This window comes from Streptomyces sp. NPDC006711, assembly GCF_042869775.1.
Classification (GTDB): Bacteria; Actinomycetota; Actinomycetes; order Streptomycetales; family Streptomycetaceae; genus Streptomyces.
The window spans coordinates 151,405-168,454 of the sequence record NZ_JBIAGO010000003.1 but is presented as its reverse complement, the minus strand read 5'-3'; the positions used below and the strand labels follow the sequence as shown (position 1 = coordinate 168,454).

The 17,050-nt window shown below is 72.1% G+C and carries 18 protein-coding genes; 7 read left to right on the top strand and 11 right to left on the bottom strand.

The features are described from left to right. Positions 1–106: 106 nt before the first annotated feature. From ACFYM2_RS08440 to ACFYM2_RS08430, 3 genes are all read right to left on the bottom strand, one after another. Positions 107–925 (bottom strand): DUF998 domain-containing protein, encoded by an 819-nt coding sequence (locus tag ACFYM2_RS08440; protein WP_388460009.1) that lies wholly within the window; start codon positions 923–925, stop codon positions 107–109. Positions 926–1,054: 129 nt separating this feature from the next. After that, entirely contained in the window at positions 1,055–1,567 is a 513-nt protein-coding gene (locus ACFYM2_RS08435) for a hypothetical protein (RefSeq protein ID WP_388460008.1), read from the bottom strand. Between the two features lie 97 nt (positions 1,568–1,664). After that, the gene (locus tag ACFYM2_RS08430; RefSeq protein WP_358994202.1) at positions 1,665–2,045 is read right to left on the bottom strand and encodes an STAS domain-containing protein; all 381 of its coding nucleotides are present in this window, start codon (positions 2,043–2,045) and stop codon (positions 1,665–1,667) included. Between the two features lie 150 nt (positions 2,046–2,195). Here ACFYM2_RS08430 and ACFYM2_RS08425 point away from each other — a divergent pair, with 150 nt between their 5' ends. The 3 genes from ACFYM2_RS08425 to ACFYM2_RS08415 all read left to right on the top strand — a co-directional run bounded on the left by ACFYM2_RS08425 (position 2,196) and on the right by ACFYM2_RS08415 (position 3,968). Then, positions 2,196–2,696 carry an ATP-binding protein gene (locus ACFYM2_RS08425; protein WP_388834480.1) on the top strand — a complete coding sequence of 167 codons (501 nt, stop codon included), beginning with the start codon at positions 2,196–2,198 and terminating at the stop codon, positions 2,694–2,696. 102 nt (positions 2,697–2,798) lie between these two features. Next, a complete protein-coding gene (locus ACFYM2_RS08420) occupies positions 2,799–3,266 on the top strand; it encodes a DUF3592 domain-containing protein (protein WP_388834477.1) in 468 nt (155 codons plus the stop codon). A gap of 243 nt (positions 3,267–3,509) precedes the next feature. Beyond that, positions 3,510–3,968 carry a DoxX family protein gene (locus ACFYM2_RS08415; RefSeq protein WP_358994199.1) on the top strand — a complete coding sequence of 153 codons (459 nt, stop codon included), beginning with the start codon at positions 3,510–3,512 and terminating at the stop codon, positions 3,966–3,968. A gap of 45 nt (positions 3,969–4,013) precedes the next feature. Here ACFYM2_RS08415 and ACFYM2_RS08410 read toward each other — a convergent pair whose 3' ends face one another. From ACFYM2_RS08410 to ACFYM2_RS08385, 6 genes are all read right to left on the bottom strand, one after another. Next, positions 4,014–4,676 carry a response regulator transcription factor gene (locus tag ACFYM2_RS08410; protein ID WP_358994197.1) on the bottom strand — a complete coding sequence of 221 codons (663 nt, stop codon included), beginning with the start codon at positions 4,674–4,676 and terminating at the stop codon, positions 4,014–4,016. Next, a complete protein-coding gene (locus ACFYM2_RS08405) occupies positions 4,673–5,902 on the bottom strand; it encodes a sensor histidine kinase (RefSeq protein ID WP_388460005.1) in 1,230 nt (409 codons plus the stop codon). Before ACFYM2_RS08405 ends, ACFYM2_RS08410 begins: the two co-directional genes overlap by 4 nt. A 97-nt stretch (positions 5,903–5,999) precedes the next feature. Next, on the bottom strand, positions 6,000–6,815 hold the full coding sequence (locus ACFYM2_RS08400; RefSeq protein ID WP_358994194.1) for an ABC transporter permease: 816 nt from the start codon (positions 6,813–6,815) through the stop codon (positions 6,000–6,002). Next, a complete protein-coding gene (locus ACFYM2_RS08395; RefSeq protein WP_358994191.1) occupies positions 6,812–7,756 on the bottom strand; it encodes an ATP-binding cassette domain-containing protein in 945 nt (314 codons plus the stop codon). The genes ACFYM2_RS08400 and ACFYM2_RS08395 overlap by 4 nt, the downstream gene beginning before the upstream one ends. Positions 7,757–8,136: 380 nt before the next feature. Further along, complete coding sequence (gene lanL, locus ACFYM2_RS08390) at positions 8,137–10,764, bottom strand: class IV lanthionine synthetase LanL (protein WP_388834473.1); 2,628 nt, start codon at positions 10,762–10,764, stop codon at positions 8,137–8,139. Positions 10,765–10,860: 96 nt separating this feature from the next. Next, on the bottom strand, positions 10,861–11,028 hold the full coding sequence (locus ACFYM2_RS08385) for an SflA family class IV lanthipeptide (RefSeq protein ID WP_350228489.1): 168 nt from the start codon (positions 11,026–11,028) through the stop codon (positions 10,861–10,863). Positions 11,029–11,391: 363 nt separating this feature from the next. Here ACFYM2_RS08385 and ACFYM2_RS08380 point away from each other — a divergent pair, with 363 nt between their 5' ends. Continuing rightward, the gene (locus tag ACFYM2_RS08380; protein WP_358994185.1) at positions 11,392–12,060 is read left to right on the top strand and encodes a DUF4097 family beta strand repeat-containing protein; all 669 of its coding nucleotides are present in this window, start codon (positions 11,392–11,394) and stop codon (positions 12,058–12,060) included. A 10-nt stretch (positions 12,061–12,070) separates the two neighbouring features. On the opposite strand, the gene ACFYM2_RS08375 is transcribed toward ACFYM2_RS08380, so the two are convergent. After that, a complete protein-coding gene (locus ACFYM2_RS08375) occupies positions 12,071–12,733 on the bottom strand; it encodes a deoxynucleoside kinase (protein WP_388834469.1) in 663 nt (220 codons plus the stop codon). A gap of 509 nt (positions 12,734–13,242) precedes the next feature. Between ACFYM2_RS08375 and ACFYM2_RS08370 the strand changes: the two genes are divergently transcribed. The 3 genes from ACFYM2_RS08370 (at position 13,243) to ACFYM2_RS08360 (ending at position 15,845) form a co-directional block, all read left to right on the top strand. Beyond that, on the top strand, positions 13,243–14,244 hold the full coding sequence (locus ACFYM2_RS08370) for an SDR family NAD(P)-dependent oxidoreductase (protein ID WP_388834467.1): 1,002 nt from the start codon (positions 13,243–13,245) through the stop codon (positions 14,242–14,244). 112 nt (positions 14,245–14,356) lie between these two features. Beyond that, on the top strand, positions 14,357–15,391 hold the full coding sequence (locus ACFYM2_RS08365) for a terpene cyclase (RefSeq protein WP_388834464.1): 1,035 nt from the start codon (positions 14,357–14,359) through the stop codon (positions 15,389–15,391). Positions 15,392–15,446: 55 nt separating this feature from the next. Beyond that, positions 15,447–15,845 carry a hypothetical protein gene (locus tag ACFYM2_RS08360; RefSeq protein ID WP_388834461.1) on the top strand — a complete coding sequence of 133 codons (399 nt, stop codon included), beginning with the start codon at positions 15,447–15,449 and terminating at the stop codon, positions 15,843–15,845. 132 nt (positions 15,846–15,977) lie between these two features. On the opposite strand, the gene ACFYM2_RS08355 is transcribed toward ACFYM2_RS08360, so the two are convergent. Beyond that, the gene (locus ACFYM2_RS08355; protein WP_388834458.1) at positions 15,978–16,997 is read right to left on the bottom strand and encodes a DUF5914 domain-containing protein; all 1,020 of its coding nucleotides are present in this window, start codon (positions 16,995–16,997) and stop codon (positions 15,978–15,980) included. Between the last annotated feature and the right edge of the window lie 53 nt (positions 16,998–17,050).

Sequence of the window (17,050 nt, the reverse complement as noted above, 5' to 3'; positions counted from 1 at the left end):
CCGGAGGACAAGCGCGTTTCGTCCGACAGGCGGCGTGAGCACGGCTGTTCGGGCCGGCTTACGGGCCCCGCTCCTCGGGGCTGTCGACTTCTCGACCTTCTCCGGGTCAGCCAAGTGAGCGGTGGCCGGGCTCAGAGCCATCGTGGCCGCGTCCGCCGTCCGCCGTGTCGGAGGGACTGGCCGGGCAAGAACGTCCGTCCTCGGTCGGCTGTGGGGCGGTGGCCTGCGTACGCTGCCTGAGCAGCGTGGCCGCCAGCAACCCGAACCACAGGCCCACCGTGATCAGGTGCACGCGCTGGGCGAGTCCTTGGCCGCCCGGACGGCCGATGTAGGGACCTGCGGAGAGGACGGCGGCGACCACCGACACCGGGAGCAGCCGCAGGGCCCACCGCCCGGCCCCGCGCACGCCGGGGGAGCCCGACCGGGCCGCGAGAACGAAGGCCGCCATGGAGACGAACACGGCCAGATGTACCAGACCGCTGGTCACCGTGTGCGCCACGCTGTCCACCGGGCAGTCCGTCTCCAGCGAGGGCGCGCACCGCATCGGCAGGGCCACGTCCGCCGCCGAGCACGCGCCGAACACTCCGAGCGCCCCCCATCCGGCGGCCGCCCACCCCCACGAAAGCTCCGCCATCACCAGTCCCACCGCCGCCACCAACAAGGCGGCCGTGGCCAGTTCCACCACGCTGAACAGCACACGGTGCGGCTGGTCCGCGGCGAAGGCCTCACTGACGTACGAGTCGCGCTGATCGAGCCCCGTGCGCACCCAGAATTGCAGCAGCCAGTCGTTGTACAGCACCGCGGCCAAAGCCAGGAGCACGGCGGCCAGCCGACGCCGGACCCGGTGTCCGCGCCCCTCGCGTCTCCACGCGGACATACCGGCACCGGCCGCACCCGAGGCACCCAGCGTGCCGCTCTCACTCATCTGCCGTGTACCTCCTGTGGGGGAGCCCGAGCCTGTGGGCTCTTGAGGCATACCCGGGCAGGCACCCTCGCCGTTCGGAATCCGGCTGACGTACACGTATTGGGGGAGGCGGACGCATGGGGCGGGGTGTCAGGCGGTGGTGTGCGCCGGGCGGGACAACGGCGCGTGGATATGAGCGCACGGCGTGGCGGCGGCGGTCGCGGGGACGCGCATGCGGTGCGGGAGATCCCGTGTGCCGCCCGTGCTCCATGTGCGGGAGTCGCTGCTCCAGACGGCGCCGGGGTGGCGCGAGGACAGATGGGACAGCGCCCGGGTGCCGAGGCCGGTGTCGTGGAAGCGCTCGTCGATGACGACATCGGTGATCACGCCGTGGGCGCAGGACTCGCAGAACCGGTAGCGGATCTGGCCGACGACCTGACGGAAGTGGACGAAGAGCAGGCATTCCTCGCCGGGGCCCGCGGTCTCCGGGAGATGCGTGGACTGGAAGTCGATGGCCTGGTAGGCGAGGATCCGGCGTCGCAGCCGCCCGGTGCGGCGGTGCGGGCGGGAATGCTTGGGGCCGCCGTGTCCGGCCGGCGTGGTGCCGGCCGCCGGTGCCGGGCCGAACAGGGGGCTCGCGGGGCGCGCGTGTTGTCCGTGCATGGGACTCGTGTGCCCAGAGCGCGCGGTCGTACCCGCCCCCTCCCGCCCTCCCGCGCGACTCGGGGAAACGCCGGCCAGCGGCCGGGCCGGTACCAGGTCAGTAGCTGAGGGCTTCCTCCAGAGTGGGGCAGCAGTCGATGAAGGTGTCGACGCCGACGAGGCTGATGGTGCGCAGGACCGCTTCGGCGGGGGCCGCCAGGCGCAGCCAGCCGCCCGCTTCGGTGAGCGCGTGGTGAGCGGTGATGAGGATGTTGATCCCGCTGGAGTCCATGAACGTGACCTGGTGCAGGTCCAGGACGACGCGGGCGTCTCCCGCTCCGGTGGTGCCCAGGGCCCGGTGGAGCGTGTCGCCGGTGTGGTAATCGATCTCGCCGGCCACGGTGAGCACCCGGATGCCGCCGGTGTCGGTAGCCACGACCGCCAGCTGCTCGGGCTGCTGCTCAGCGTGTGCCGGGCTCGTCGTCTCTGTCTCAGCCATGCCGAGGATCCTGGCACACGTCAGCCTCTGGGCGTAGTGCGGCCCGGCGGGCCGGGACGTTATGAGCGTGTGGCGAATGCGACACCGGGGCAGGTGCGTCGATTCTGGACGCGCGGGTATGCGAAGGGAGTTGCGGAGGGGGAACGAATCATGGCCGTACGGGAAGCGGACTGGGTGGACGAGCGCCGCGAGATGCCGGACGAGCGTTTCCCGTGGCTCAGCGTGGCGTTGCGGGGCGACGGCCCGTGCATCGCCGAGGCCCGCCACGCGGCCGCACGATTCCTGGCGTCGGCCCACGGGGAGCATGGCGAGCCGATCCCGCCGCGCGCCGTTGACCTCACGTGCCTGATCGTGAGCGAGTTGGTCACCAACGCCCTCAAGTACGCTCCCGGGCCGGTCCTGATGGACGTGCGGATCAGGGGCGGGGTGGTGGAAGTCGTGGTGCGCGACTCCGATCCGGTGTTCCCGGTCGCCGGCGCCGCGGACGCCGGACGCGTGGGACAGCACGGCCTGGAGATCGTGGTGTCCGTGGCGCAGAGTTTCGAGGTGCGCGAGGATCCGTTCGGCAAGCGCGTCATCGCACGCGTCGCCCTGAGCGATGGCGCCGACGGCGCGGGCCGCCCGGGGCGCCGGGGTCTCGTAGCCGTCTGACGCGGGCCGGGGCCGCTCGCCTCCTGTGGCCGATGCCCGGCGATGGCCGCCTCGTAACGGGGCTGGTCATGAAGTGGCCGTGGGGTGGCCGACGAGTGGACCGTGAGGGGCAACCAATGCCGCCATCCGCGCGTCGGACAGGGCGTGATGTACGGATGGTTGTTCGCGTTCATACCCCTCGTGGTGGGTGGGGGATTTCTCAGTGCCGGTGTGTACGGACTACGGCGCACCGCCGCGCTGCGCCGCGCCGGTGTCACCGCGCGGGGGCGGATCGTCGGGCACGACATGAGGCGGGACGAAGAGGGCGGCAAGTCGCACCATTTGGTGGTGGCCTGGACGGACCGCGACGGCCGCGAGTGCAGGCACTCCTCGGTGCTCGGACGCTCGACGGTCCTGCCCGGCTTCTCCGTCGGCTCCGCTGTCACGGTGATGTACGACGCGAACAAGCCCCGCCGGTTCGAGGTCAAGGGATGGGACACATCGACGATCTGGGTGGTGTTCACGGTGGTGGGTTCGGTGCTCACCGCGGGGACGCTGCTGCTGGGCCCGGTCCTGTTCCTCACCCTCTGAGCGGGGTCGGTCCGAGTCGGCGGGGTCCGAGCCGGCGGGATCCGAGGGGGCGGGGTCCGGGTGGGCGAGGCCGAGCGGATGCGGAACGCGGCGCGGGCGTACGGCAGTTGGGGGTTTTCTGAGGGAACTCAGAGCTTCCGTCGGCTGGTACGGCCCAAGGGTCCTGCGTTACACCTGGCGTGTCGTGAACACGTCGGAAACCTGGCTCCGCCGTCAGGTTTCCCGGACCTGAGGAGAACCCCCATGACCTTCTCGCCCGCACACGCGTTAGGCGCCGCGCGCCCCTTGGCGCAGACCGGGTTCCGCGTGGTGACCGGTTTTCTCTTCGCCTGTCATGGCGCTTCGTCGTTGTTCGGCGTCCTGGGCGGCGCCCACGGCGGCGGCACGGTACCCCTTCTGCAATGGCCGGGATGGTGGGCCGCCGCCATCGAGCTGGTGGGCGGGTCCCTGGTGGCCCTCGGCCTGTTCACCCGGACCGCCGCCGTCGTCTCCTCCGGGTCCATGGCCTACGCCTACTTCAGCGTCCACCAGGCCAACGCGCTGCTCCCCATCGACAACGGGGGCGAGCCGGCCGTCCTGTTCTGCTTCACGTTTCTGCTGATCGCGTGCCTTGGCCCGGGTGCCTACGCGGTGGAGACGGTCCTCAGAAGAGGCGCGTCGAGCCCGGCGGACGAAGGCGTGGTCTCGGTGCCCACCTCGTAGCGCTCGTCTCCCGCCGTCCCGGTCCCGGGTCGTGGACGGGGCCCGTCAACCCGGCCGCACGAGCCGCGTCTCATAGGCGAAGACCACCGCCTGGACCCGGTCGCGCAGTTCCAGCTTGACCAGGATGCGGTTCAGATGGGTCTTCACCGTTGCCTCGGCCAGACAGAGCGCGGCGGCGATCTCCGTGTTGGACAGGCCGCGGCCCACCTCCGTCAGGACCTCGCGTTCGCGGGCCGTGAGCCTGCCCAACCGGTCGTCCTCGCCGCGGCCGGAGCCCGCCGGCAGCTGGTGGGCGAAGTTCTCCAGGAGCAGCCGCGTGACGCGCGGCGCGACGACCGCGTCGCCGGCCGCCACGGAGCGGATGGCGGCGAGCAGTTCCACCGGGAGCGCGTTCTTGAGCAGGAAACCCGAGGCGCCGGCCCGGAGCCCGGCGAAGGCGTACTCGTCGAGGTCGAACGTCGTCAGGATGAGGACCTTCGACTCCGGCGACTCGCGAACGATGCGCTCGGTCGCCTCGATGCCGTCGGTGCCGGGCATCCGGACGTCCATCAGCACGACATCGGGCCGCAGCTCACGGGCGAGCCGGGCGGCCTCGGCGCCGTCGCCCGCCTCGCCGACCGGCTCCATGTCGGCCTGGGCGTCAAGCACCATGGTGAAAGCCATGCGGAGCAGGGGCTCGTCGTCGACGAGAAGGACACGAATGGTCATGCCGGCTGCGTTTCACTTCCGTCGAGGGCGAGCACCGCGCGGACCCGCCAGCCGCCGCCGGACAGCGGACCCGCCGTGAGCGTGCCGCCGTAGGCGGCCGCCCGCTCCCGCATCCCGTGCAGACCGTGCCCGGTCGTGCCGATGTGGGGGAGCTCGGTGGGGGGACCGTCGTCGGTGACGTCGACGGTGATCCGTTCGGGGCGACAGCCGACGCGTACGAAGGCGCTGGTGCCGGCGGGTGTGTGCTTGAGCGTGTTGGTGAGGGCTTCCTGCACCAGACGGTAGACGGTCAGCTGTGCGGCGGCGGTCGCGGCCGAGGGGTCCCCGTCTACTTCGAGGCGGGTGGGAAGGCCCGCGGCACGCACCTGCTCGGCCAGGGATTCCAGCTGCGCGACGGCCGGCATGGGATGACGCAGGGCGTCCGGCTCGTCGTCCCGCAGCACGCCGAGGAACCGCCGCATGTCGGTGATCGCCTGGCGCCCGGTCGTGGAGACCTGGCGCATGGCCGTGGTGGCCCGTTCGGGGGCGCGGTCCTGGGCGAAGACCGCGCCGTCGGCCAGCGCCACCATCACCGACAGATTGTGCGTGACGATGTCGTGCATCTCGCGGGCGATCCGCGAGCGCTCCCCGGCGACGGCGAGCTGGGCCTGCTGGTCGCGCTCGTGCTCCAGGCGCTGGGCCCGTTCCGCGAGGAGAGCCATCTCGGCGCGCCGACCGCGCATGTTGCTGCCGATGACGGCGGCGGCCACGGCCATCGCGGAGAGTCCGATGAAGGCCTGCGCCATCCTGTCCTCAGGCGCCCAGCGGACGACGGCGAGCAGCACCCCGCCCTCCAGCACGCCGATCGCCAGCCGGGTGCGCCGCTTGCTCGCGTGCGCCGCGACCGTGTAGAGGCCGATGAGCAGCGCGATGTCGGCGGGCAGCCGCAGACCGGCGAGCCACTGGACGAACGCGACCCCCGCCATCGTCGCGAACACCGCGAACGGCGCCCGTCGGCGCCACACGAGCGGCAGCACCATCGGAGCCGTGAAGCCCACGATCGTCCAGGGGTGATCGTGCAGCGTATGCCGTGCCATGCCGGTGAGCGTCAGGAAGACCCCGGTGGCGAACAGCGCGTCCACCGCGAGCGGTGAGAGCCTGTCGCGGACCCGGAGGCGGGCGCGCGTCGCGAGGGCGCGCCACGACCGCGTCCGCTGCCGCACCAGGGCCACGCGGGCCGACGTCACGGCGCCACCCCCCAGGCCCACGAAGAACCGGCGGCGCCCGGGCGCCTTGGCGTCGAACCGCTCACGCCGTGCACGCGACCGGTCGCCGCCGGCCTCATCAGGCGTCCCGTCGCTTGAGCGCCACTCCCGCCCCGGCCAGCGCGATCAGCGCGTACAGGCAGAAGAATGCGAACCCGGTCCATGGGGCCAGGGTATGCGGCTCCTGGTGGAGGTGGATGAGACCCTGCCCCGCCGTGCTCGGCAGATACGGGTTGATGCTCTGGAACCACGAGGACGGCAGGGCTTCGGCGAGCACGGGCAGGACGAGCAGGACGCCGAAGACCGTGGCGATGCCGCCGGCCGTATTGCGGATCAGTGCGCCGAAGGCCACGCCGAGCAGCCCCACGACCGTCAGATAGAGCCCGGCCCCCAGGACCGCCCGCAGGACGCCGGGCGAGCCGAGCGACGTACCCAGGTGGTGCCCGGACAGCACGGCCTGGCCGGCGAGGAAGGCGACGAGCGAGGCGAGCGTCATCAGTGCCCACGCCACCACCCCGTACACCAGCGCCTTGGCCCACAGGACCGGCAGTCGGCGGGGCACGGCGGCCAGGGAGGCGCGGATCATGCCGGTCGCGTACTCGCCGCTGACCACGAGGACACCGAGGACGCCGACGGCCAGCTGCGCCAGGAAGAAGCCGCGCAGGCTGACCATCGTCGGATCGAAGTGGGCCTTCTCGTCGGCCGGCAGATGCGACCAGCGGTCGGCCGTGAAGTAGCTGAACAGCAGGCCGAGGCCGATCATCGCGAGCACGGCGGCGAGCAACGTGAAAAGAGTGGAGCGCAGCGAGCGCAGTTTGATCCACTCGGAGTGGATCACCCGGATCTGACTGACCTCGCCGCGCTCCGCGGCGGGAATGATGGACGCCGTCGTCATGCCGCACTTCCTTCGCTGCCCGCGGCGACCAGCTCGGCCACCGGAGCCTGGTACTCCACGGAGTCCTTGGTCAGCTCCATGAACGCCTCTTCGAGCGAGGCCTGCTGCGGCGTGAGTTCGGCCAGCGCGATGGCCTGGCCGGCCGCGACGTGCCCGATCCGCTCACTGCTGAGACCGCTCACTTCGAGGACCCCCGGCTCCCGCGCCGTGATCGTGACGTCGGGACCCGCGAGGAGCTTGCGCAGCTTCTCCCACTCCTCGGTCCGCACCCGCACCACGTCTCCCGCGGCGCGCGCCGTGAACTCGGCCACCGATGTGTCCGCGATCAGCCGGCCACGGCCGATCACGATCAAGTGCTCGGCGGTGAGCGCCATTTCGGACATCAGGTGCGAGGACACCAGGACCGTACGGCCCTCGGCGGCGAGCCCCTTGAGCAGATTGCGTATCCACAGGATGCCCTCGGGGTCGAGGCCGTTGACCGGCTCGTCGAGGATCACCGTGGCCGGGTCGCCGAGCAGGGCGCTGGCGATGCCGAGCCGCTGTCCCATGCCGAGGGAGAACCCGCCCACCCGCTTCTTCGCGACGGCGCGCAGACCCACCAGGTCGATCACCTCGTTCACCCGCCGGGCCGGGATGCCGGTGGTCGCGGCCAGCGCCAGGAGGTGGTTGTAGGCACTGCGACCGGTGTGGATCGCCCGTGCCTCCAGCATCGCCCCCACCTCGTGCAGCGGCGCCCGGTGCTCGGCATAGCGCTTGCCGTTCACGACCGCGTGGCCCGAGGTGGGCGCGTCGAGGCCGAGGAGCATCCGCATCGTGGTGGATTTGCCCGCGCCGTTGGGCCCGAGGAATCCGGTGACGACGCCGGGGCGCACGGTGAAGCTGAGGTCCGCCACGGCGGTGCGCTCGCCATAGCGTTTGGTGAGGGAATGGGCTTCGATCATGAAGAGCGTCCTTGCGAAAAAGGCCATAGGGGGTCCGGAACGGACGCTGTCCACGCTAGGTCCGCGAGGACCGGCCCCACGACGCTCCAGGGACCGACATCGTGGCGCCAGGCCTGCACCCGGGGGTTGAACGCCCCTACACCCGGTGATGTACGAGCCCGGCCCCCGGCTCAACCACGGCACGCGAAGGTCTGGGGGAAGATGGGCCGATGGAGAAGACCGACGGCGACGGCGAGGCCGTCCTCTACGTACGCTTCCAGTCCCCTCACCGCAACGGCCGAGGCCACTTCACCGGGGTGTTCGGCCTCGTCAACAACTTGGCGCGGGCGGGCGGCCTCTCGGACGAGGAGGAGGCCTTCCGCCGCCGCGCCAACAGCGGGTCAGGGGCCGGCGGGGTCCCACAGTCGGGCGCCGCCCCGGTCGCGCAGTCTGCGCAGGAAAGTGAGCACGCCCGCGCCGCCGGTCGCCCAGGCCACGTCGGTTCCGGTGAGGGTGTGGTCGGGGAACAGCGGCCGGCGTACGGTTCCGCCGCTGCGCGCCAGGATCAGTGAGGCGATGTCCTTCGCTCCGGCCCAGTACGCGTCGTCGCCCGTGGCGAGCGCGGCGTCGACCAGGACGTCGCCGACGCCGGACAGGCCACAGCACTGCGACACCAGGCTCATCCGGGGAGCGATCCGGTGACAGGCCCGGGCGGCGCGCAGCCCTAGGCCGAGCAGTTTCGCGTCCTGTTCGCCGGTGCCCGCCTCGATCAACAGCGCCGCGATGCCGGCCAGCCCCCGGCACCAGGAACCGTACCGGCGGTTGGCCTCGGGGCGTTCGGCCGCGCTCACCAGGCCGGGCACGCGGGCGGCCAGGGCGTCGAGGGACTTGAGGGCGGCGGCGCGCACGGTTTGGTCGGCGGTGGCCCGTTGACAGCCGTAGAGGAAGTGCGCGATGCCCGCGACGCCGTGGGCGAAGCCGAGTTCGTACGCCGCGTCCGACGACGCGGCGGGCCGTACGAGGTCGGGGACCGCGTCCGCTCCTCGGGCAAGGAGCGCGGCGGCGCAGTCGGACGCGATCGCCAGGTGGCGGCCGGCGTCAAGGTCGCGTCCGTCGGCGGTGGCCCGCGCCGCCAGCACCAGGTGACCCGTGCCGGTTCCGGCCCGGCCGCCGATCTGGTCACCGGTGTCGTCCGGCGGGTCCGGTGGCCCGAGCGGTTCGCGGGACAGGGGCCCGACGGCCCGGGCGGCCGCGCCGAGGAACACATCGACGCCGGTCCGGCCCGTGTACAACGCCGCGTTCAGGCGCGGAAGTTCGGCATGGCGTGCGGTGGCGCGGGCCAGTTCGGCGACGGCCTCCACAACGCCGGGCCGGTCCAGGTGCTGGAGCAGTTCGAGGCCGACGCCGGCCGCGCCCGCGTACAGGGTGAGCGACGAGCCCGGGTGATCCGCACCGGGCCTGTCCCACAGACCGGGCACGGCGGCGACACTCGCGGCGACGGTGTGGCCGATCACCTCGTCCAGGAGGGCCGGAGAGGGACGGACAGGGGACGGGATCCGGCGCCTGCCGGGGAGGGCGGGCAGCCCTGCCGCGAACCGCCGTGCGGCGCCGGTGCGTTCGGCCGGATCGAAGCTCATCAGGCCGGCGACCAGCAGGCGCAGCGGCCGCAGGGCGGCGCCGGGCGCGGCCGAGGTCAGGCACGCCAGGGTCCGCTCGCGGTTGACGGCGCGGTCGGGGTCGACGGCGACCGGATCCATGCCGGTGAGCGCGAAGTGCAGGGTGGCGCCCAGCGCGTAGAAGTCGTCGGCCGGGTCGGGTTCGGCGTCGGGGCGGTAGACGGGCAGGGAGTAGCCGCGTGTCGCACCGGCCGGGCGGGAGCCGCCGAGGGCGCTGATGCCGAAGTCGACGAGATGCGCCGTGCCGTCGGAACCGAGCACCACATTGTCCGGTTTGAGATCGCGGACCACCACGGAACGGGCGTGGATCGCGGCCAGGACAACCAGCAACTGGCGTGCCAGGGCGGCCACTTGGCGGCCACCGCCGTCGCCGCGCGCCGCGTAGGGGCCGTGGCTGTGGATGTCCCGGCGCAGGTCCGCGGGGCCGCAGTCGCTCATGACCAGGTACTCGTCCTCACCGTGCCGCAGATGGCCGACGACGCGCGGTACGCCGACGGTGCCGGCCAGCGCCGCCAGCACCCGGTGCTCGTTGCGCAGCCGGCCCCGCGCGTCCAGCCCCCGCTCGTCCTCCGCCATGTGGGCTCTGGCCTGCTTGATGACCACGGGTTCACCGGTCGTCGTGTCCAAGCCCCGAAGGACGTCTCCGCGTGGTGACCGGGCGATGCCCCTGGTGACCCGGAAACGGCCGCCGACCAGAGGGCTCGCGGCCGGGACCACGCAGGGGGCAGGGCGGCCGAACGGGTCGTCGGCCCACGGCGGTTGACGGTAGCGGGGACCCGCGCGGCCCGTGAAGGCGCGCCCGTCCGGGCCGGTCATGACGAGGGTGCTCCCAGCCGCTCTGAAGGGCCCGTACCGGTAGTGGACCGGCGCCCCGTCCCGCACGCGGCGGTCGCTGAGCACGCGGGGGCCGGTGCGTCCGTCGAGGATGCCGGCCAGTTCATGGGCGATGGTCACGAAGTCCTCGGCGCGCGGGTAGACGGTGACCGCCTTGCCAACCAGGTGGGGATGGCGTTCGCCACTGTTGAGGTCCCGAAGAACCGAGGGGCTGAGCGCGAACTTGGCGTCACAGGTGTGGCGCAGCAGGACCGGCACGATAAGGCCCATGGTCTCCATGAGCTCGTCAGGCCGGGTGGAGACGCGGAGCTTCCAGCCGTGCTCATACGCGGGCATGGCCGGATCCATCAGGTAGAGCCACAACTCGTCTGCGGCGAGCCGCCGTTGGGCTCCGCCGAGCAGCGCTTCGAGGCGGCGCCGCAGCGCGTCCGCGTCGTCCGCGTCGTCCGCGTCCTGTATATCGTCGATGTCCTCCGCGTCGTCGGTGTCCCGTGCGTCGTCGTGCCGGGCCGCCCTCATGCGCTCCCCGTTCCACGTCCCGCGATCCTGGCTCCCCGCCGGTGCCGAGCCCGTGCGCGCGGCCCCGGCCGGATGACCGGGGCCGCCGGGGCGGGCTCAGTCGCAGGCCACCCGGGTGGTGGCCGTGGGCCACGGGTCGACCATGCAGGCCTCCACGCGACGCCCGGGATCCACGTCGTCCTCGAACTCGATGAACTGCTCCTCCAAGTCGAGCGGACCCGCTTCGCGGATCTGGAGCTCCACGGGACTGGGGCTGGGACTCATGGCGTTCCTTCCTGCCTCTTCGGTGGATGAACAGGTGGTGACGAACAAGTGGTGCCGAACTGGTGGTGCCGAACAGCTGGTCACGTGCCGCGTCCGCGCGGCGGCCGCCGACCCGCGAGCGAGCCGTCGGCCCGTAGGGGCCACTACAGCGGAGCCGCCGCGAGAAATGAAGGCCGTCGACAAAAATGCCCGCGGAAAATGCGACAGGGGCCGAGCGGGGCCCACCGAACCCGACGGGATCCGTGGTGAAGCGGGCTGAATCCGTGGTGAAGCCGGGCTGAAACCCGTACCTCGCATGATCTGCCACAGAACGCGGCGGACAAGCCACCCGCCGCGCAGGACCACGAGACGCAGGAGCACACCATGCAGACGTTCGCCGCCCCCGCCCCCGTCACCGCCGTCCTCGACATCCCGGCAGGACGGGTACGGGTGAGCGCCACCGACCAGGCCGACGTCAGCGTCGACATCAAGCCCGCGGACGCGTCCAGGAGCCGTGACGTGAAGGCAGCGCGGCAGACCTCGGTCGCCTTCGAGGACGGGGTGCTGCGGATCGTCGCCCCGGCGAAGAACCAGTACTTCGGTGCCTCGGGCGCACTGGACGTGTCCGTCCGGCTCCCGGGCGGCTCGGAGGTCGCGGCCAAGGCGGGCGCCGCCGAGTTCCACACGTCCGGTCCCCTTGGCGATGTCACCTTCGACGGGGCGCACGGCGCCGCCCGGATCGAGGAGGCCGCGAGTCTGCGGCTGAGCGTCCACGCGGGCGACGTCCGGGTCGGCCGCCTCGCCGGCGACGCGCGCATCACGGTGTCGGCGGGCGACATCCACATCGACGAAGCCACCCGCGGCACCCTCACCCTGCGCACCGCCTACGGGGCGATCACCGTGGGCACGGCCCCCGGCGCCTCGGCCACCCTGGACGCGGAGACGTCGTACGGCCGCGTCCACAACGCGCTCCGCAACACCGAGGGCGCCGAGGCCGGCCTGCGTATCCACGCGACGACCTCGTACGGTGACATCACCGCGCGCGGCCTGTGAGCGGGGGCGTTCAGTGCCCCGTCGGGCCGGCCGCCAGGGCGGCCCTGACCTCGCGTACCACCCGGGCCGCGTCCTCGGGGTTGCCCACCACATCGGTGCGGTTCATGTCGATGACGAGGACGTCGCTGGCCGAGTAGTGCCGGTGCACCCAGTCGTCGTAACCCGACCACAGGACCCGGTAGTACTCGACAAGGGCATCGTCCTGCTCGAAGTCGCGGCCGCGCAGGCCGATCCGGTGCAGCACCGTGTCGAAGTCCGCCGTGAGGTAGACCATGAGGTCGGGCGCCTTGCGGTAGGGCAGCTCGTCGATCTCGCGCATCATCTCCTCGAGCAGGCCCTCGTACACCCGCATCTCCAGGGAGCTGATGCGGCCCAGGTCGTGATTGACCTTGGCGAAGTACCAGTCCTCGTAGATGGACCGGTCAAGGACGTTGTCGGCCTGCTTGTACGCCTGCTTGATCGACGCGAAGCGCGTCTGGAGGAAGTAGAGCTGGAGGAGGAACGGATAACGCTTGGCCTGGACCTCCTCGGGAGTCGCCGTGTAGAACAGCGGCAGAATCGGGTTGTCGTCCACGCTCTCGTAGAAGACGTCGCTGCCCAGCTCCTTGGCGAGCAGTTCGGCCACGCTCGTCTTGCCGATCCCGATCATGCCTCCGACGCAGATCACCGGCATTACCTCGCTTCTCCCATGGGTCTTCTGTGCGCGGGCGGTCGTAGCACCCCGCAGCGCCGGGGCAGCTGCCGGTGGTTCCTTGATTCCCCAAGGTCTTCGTGACGGCGTCACGCGGTCCCGCCCGGACCGTGGCCGTCGTACGGTCCGCTGTCCTCGACGCCGCTACGACGGACCCCGCGGGCCATGCCCAGGGGCCATGCCGCGCATGCCGCGTGCGATGACGAGCCACCGTCCCGCGGCCGCCATGAAGCATAGATGACGAGGGGGGCGAGCCCAGCCCGAGCGGTTGCCTGCCGGCGCACCGGCGGCCCTCGGCACACCGATGTCCTCGCTACACCGATGTCCTAGGCACGCAACGCCCGTGGGCACAACGGCGCGTGGGGGAGCGTTCGCGGGCATCGAGCGTGGGTCGGTGCGTCAGGTGGTCCGACGCGCTCCCTGGCCCGATCCGTTCCGTCGGGGCAGGTTGTGCGGGGACATCGCACGTCGCGGGAGGTCGGTGAGCCAAGGTGGACGCAAGGGACGAGCTCCGTTTCGACGGCCGGGTGGCCGTGGTCACGGGCGGCGGGCGCGGGCTCGGCCGCGAGTACGCCCTGCTGCTCGCGGCGCGGGGCGCACGCGTGGTCGTCAACGACGTGGGCACGGGGATCGACGGGCGCGGCGCATCGCCATCGCCCGCGCAGGAGGTCGCCGAGGAGATCCGGGGGCACGGCGGGGAGGCGGTGGCGGACGTCCACGACGTGTCGGACGCCGCCGGCGCCCGGGCGCTGGCCGGGACCGCCGTGGAGCGCTGGGGGCGCTTGGACGTCCTGGTCAACAACGCGGGGATCTCGATCCTGCGTCCCCTGGGCGACCTCACGGACGAGGAGTGCGCACGGGTGCTCGCCACCCATGCGGGCGGGACCCTGAACATGCTGCGAGCCGTGTGGCCGCACATGGTCGAGTCCCGGTACGGGCGCATCGTCAACACATGCTCCGACGCCCTCTTCGGCGACACCGGACTCAGCGCGTACGCGGCGGGCAAGGGCGCCGTGCTGGGTCTCACCACGTCATCGGCGGCCGAGGGTGCCGACCACGGCATCAAGGTCAACGCCGTCGTGCCGATCGCCGCCACCCGGATGTCCCTCGAAGCGCTCGACGGCGACGAGCCGACGGCCGCCCTGCTCGGCGACCTCTTCCCCGCCCGGCACGTGGCGGCCGCGGTGGCGTTCCTGGCCCACGCGTCCGTGCCCTGCACCGGGGAACTCCTGCACGCGGCGGGCCGTCGCGTGGCCCGGATCTTCCTGGGCGCCACCGAAGGGGTGGTGTGGGAGAAGGACCCCACGCCTGAGGCGATCCGGGACCACCTCCCCGCGATCCGCGACACGGAGGCGTTCCGCGCGCCGACGAGCGTGAGCGCGTCCATGGCGTACTCCTTCGCGCGGCTCGGCGTGGGTGGCGCGGAGCCCCTGACGCTCGACCTCAAGTCGCCGGCCGCCGGGCCGGAGCGCACCGGGCCGGCGGAAGGCTGAGACACGACACACGGTCTCCGGCCGGAGAACGGGTCCCCGAAAAGTCCCCGGACCGGCGGTGGCCAGGGCCGGCGGCGACCGCTCCGGCCCCTCGCGCGACCGAAGGGGAGCCATGCCCCAGGACATCGAATTCGACCTTCCCGCCTCCCCCGGGATCAGCCGGGGCCTCGACCGGGCCCGCCGACACCACGTGGAGTGGGTCCGGCGCTTCGGTCTGGTCACGGACGACCGCTCGGCGGCGTGGTACGACTCCTGGGACATGCCCCGCCTGGCCGCCCTCGGTTTCGCCCACGCCGACAGCCCGGCCCTGGACCTGTGCGCGGACGCCATGGGTTTCTTCTTCGTCTTCGACGACCAGTTCGACGGCCCGCTCGGCCGTGACCCCGCCCGGACCGCCTGCGTCTGCCGGCAGTTGATCGACATCGCCCACGGCGCCACCGCGCCCGTGGACGCCGACCCGTGCACGGCGGCGTTCGCCGACATCCGCACCCGAGGGACCAGGGAAGCCCACCCCGCCTGGATCGCGCGGACCGCGCACGAGTGGGAGTACTACTTCGCCGCCCAGGCCCACGAGGCGATAGGCCGCCTGCGCGGGATCCCCGCCGACCTGGAGAGCTACCTCCAGGTCCGCCGGGGCATCGCCGGCACCGACCTGCCGCTCTCCCTCGGTGAACGCGCGGCGGGCATCAGCGTGCCCGTGGCGGCCTTCCACGCGCCGCAGTTGCGCATCATGCGACAGACCGCCATCGACGTCACGCTGATGTGCAACGACGTGTACTCCGTGGAGAAGGAGGAGGCCCGGGGCGACATGGACAATCTCATCCTCGTCCTTGAAGCGGCCCGGAGCCTCACCCGCGACGCGGCCGTCGCGGCGGTGCGCACCCGGGTGAACCGGCGCGTCCAGCGCTTCGAGGACCTGGCACGCCAGGTGCCCGAGCTGTGCGCCCACCTCGCCCTCACCCCGGAGGAACGGTCCGCCGTCGACACCTATGTCGACATCATGTCCACCTGGATGAGCGGCTACCACGCATGGCAGTCATCAACTCTGCGCTACCGCACGGCCCCTGAGGTGGTCCCGCCCACGGGCCCCGGCTACCTCGACGAGATCCTGCGACTGCCTTCTCTCCCGTCTTTCCCCACACCCTGACCACAGGCGCGGACTTCGGCCGTTTCAATTCGGGAACTGCGGCTAGACGGACCTCATGTCCGAAACAGCGAAGAAGAACGAGACGACGAACAGCACCGCGGCCAAGCGCACGGCCCGCTCTGCGAGTAACGGAGCTCGGTCTGCCACGGCCAAGGCCACCTCGACCGCGAACGACGCCAAGTCCGCCGCGTCCGAGGCCAAGGACAGCGCGGGCAGCCGGGTGGTGGCGCTGCGCTCCAAGGCCAAGGCCGGTGGCGAGCTGCTGTCCACGATGCCCGGCAAGTCGATCCAGGCGGCATCGACGGCGTGGACCGTGGTGCGCAAGCGCAGGCAGATCGCGGCGGGTGTGGGAGGCGGCGTTCTGGCGGCCCTGGCAGGGGCCTACAGTCTGGGCCGGACGACCGCCCGCCGCGGGCAGGGGCCCTTCACCCGGGCCACGGGCGGCCGCTTCTGACGGAGCGGTGGCTCGAACCCTCGACGGCGGGGTGCGTACGGCGATCGAGCCGCACGCACCCCGCCGTCGCGCTGTCTGGGCGGAATGAAGTCAATGCCCCTACTGACAGGGTGAGTTGACCGTTCCAGGTGGTCAGCCGGGGAAGCGCCCCGTCGAGCGCAGCAGCCAGCGCCGTTCCGCGTACGCGAGGTCGTCCCGCCACAGTCGTCCGGCCGTGTGCCGGATCAGGGGTCTGGCGATCGGACCGAGCAGATGGGCCACGCGGAAGCCGGGCCGGTCGGAGGTGGCGACGACCGCTTCGACCACGGCGGTACGCGGCCGCCCCCGCGCGTCGGTGCCCAGCGGCGTCGCATGCGTTTCGACGACCGAACCCTCGCCCTCGCCCCGGGTGATGCGCATGACGACGGTGCGGGGCCCGGGAGCCGTGAAGGTCGCGCGCACCGGGACGACGACGCGGCCGGCGACCTTGAACGACACGTCGACGACGAACGCGTCGTCCTCTTCGGAGCAGTCGCGCCCCGGCGCGCTCACCACCGTCAGATCGACGAAGGCGTACGGATGGAACCAGGCGCCGTGCCAGGGGTCGAGGCGGTTGGCGACGATGTCCTCGGGCTCGCAGGTGCCCGCCGTCGTGTACACGGAGACGAGCGACCGCTCCAGGCCGGGGCGCCGAGTCAACATCGGTTCGGGCGACGGCACTTGAGGCGAGTCGGTCGCGTCGAGCCGTACCCAGATCAGCACTCCGTCGTCGTACGCGGGCAGAGGTTCCCACCCCGCCGTCGGGGCCCCCGTCAGGGCGAGACCGTGCCAATGGCAGATCAGGGTCCCGCAGCGCACGGGGCTGTCCTTCAACGGCGCCCCGAGGTGCGGGCACTGTCCGGGTCCCGCCACCACCCTTCCCCGCGCGTCGCGCCACATCACGATCTCTTGGCCCGCGATGACGCGTCCCCAGGGCGTGTCCGGGGTCAGGTCCCGGGAGGCGCCCGCCACATACCAGTTGCCCCAGGGCCTTACCTGGGCGCGGCGCAGCGCCGCCGCGATCAGGGCCGGGCCGGCCTCCCGCCATGTGCTGCGCTGGCGCTCCCAGGGCACGGCACGTTCGCGCAGGCCGAGGGGGAGGCGGGGACGCCGTGCCGGATCGCGCGAAACCATGCGCCTCTGCTTTCGTGTTTCGTGAGGAACCTCTGCCGACTCGCCTGCCCGCG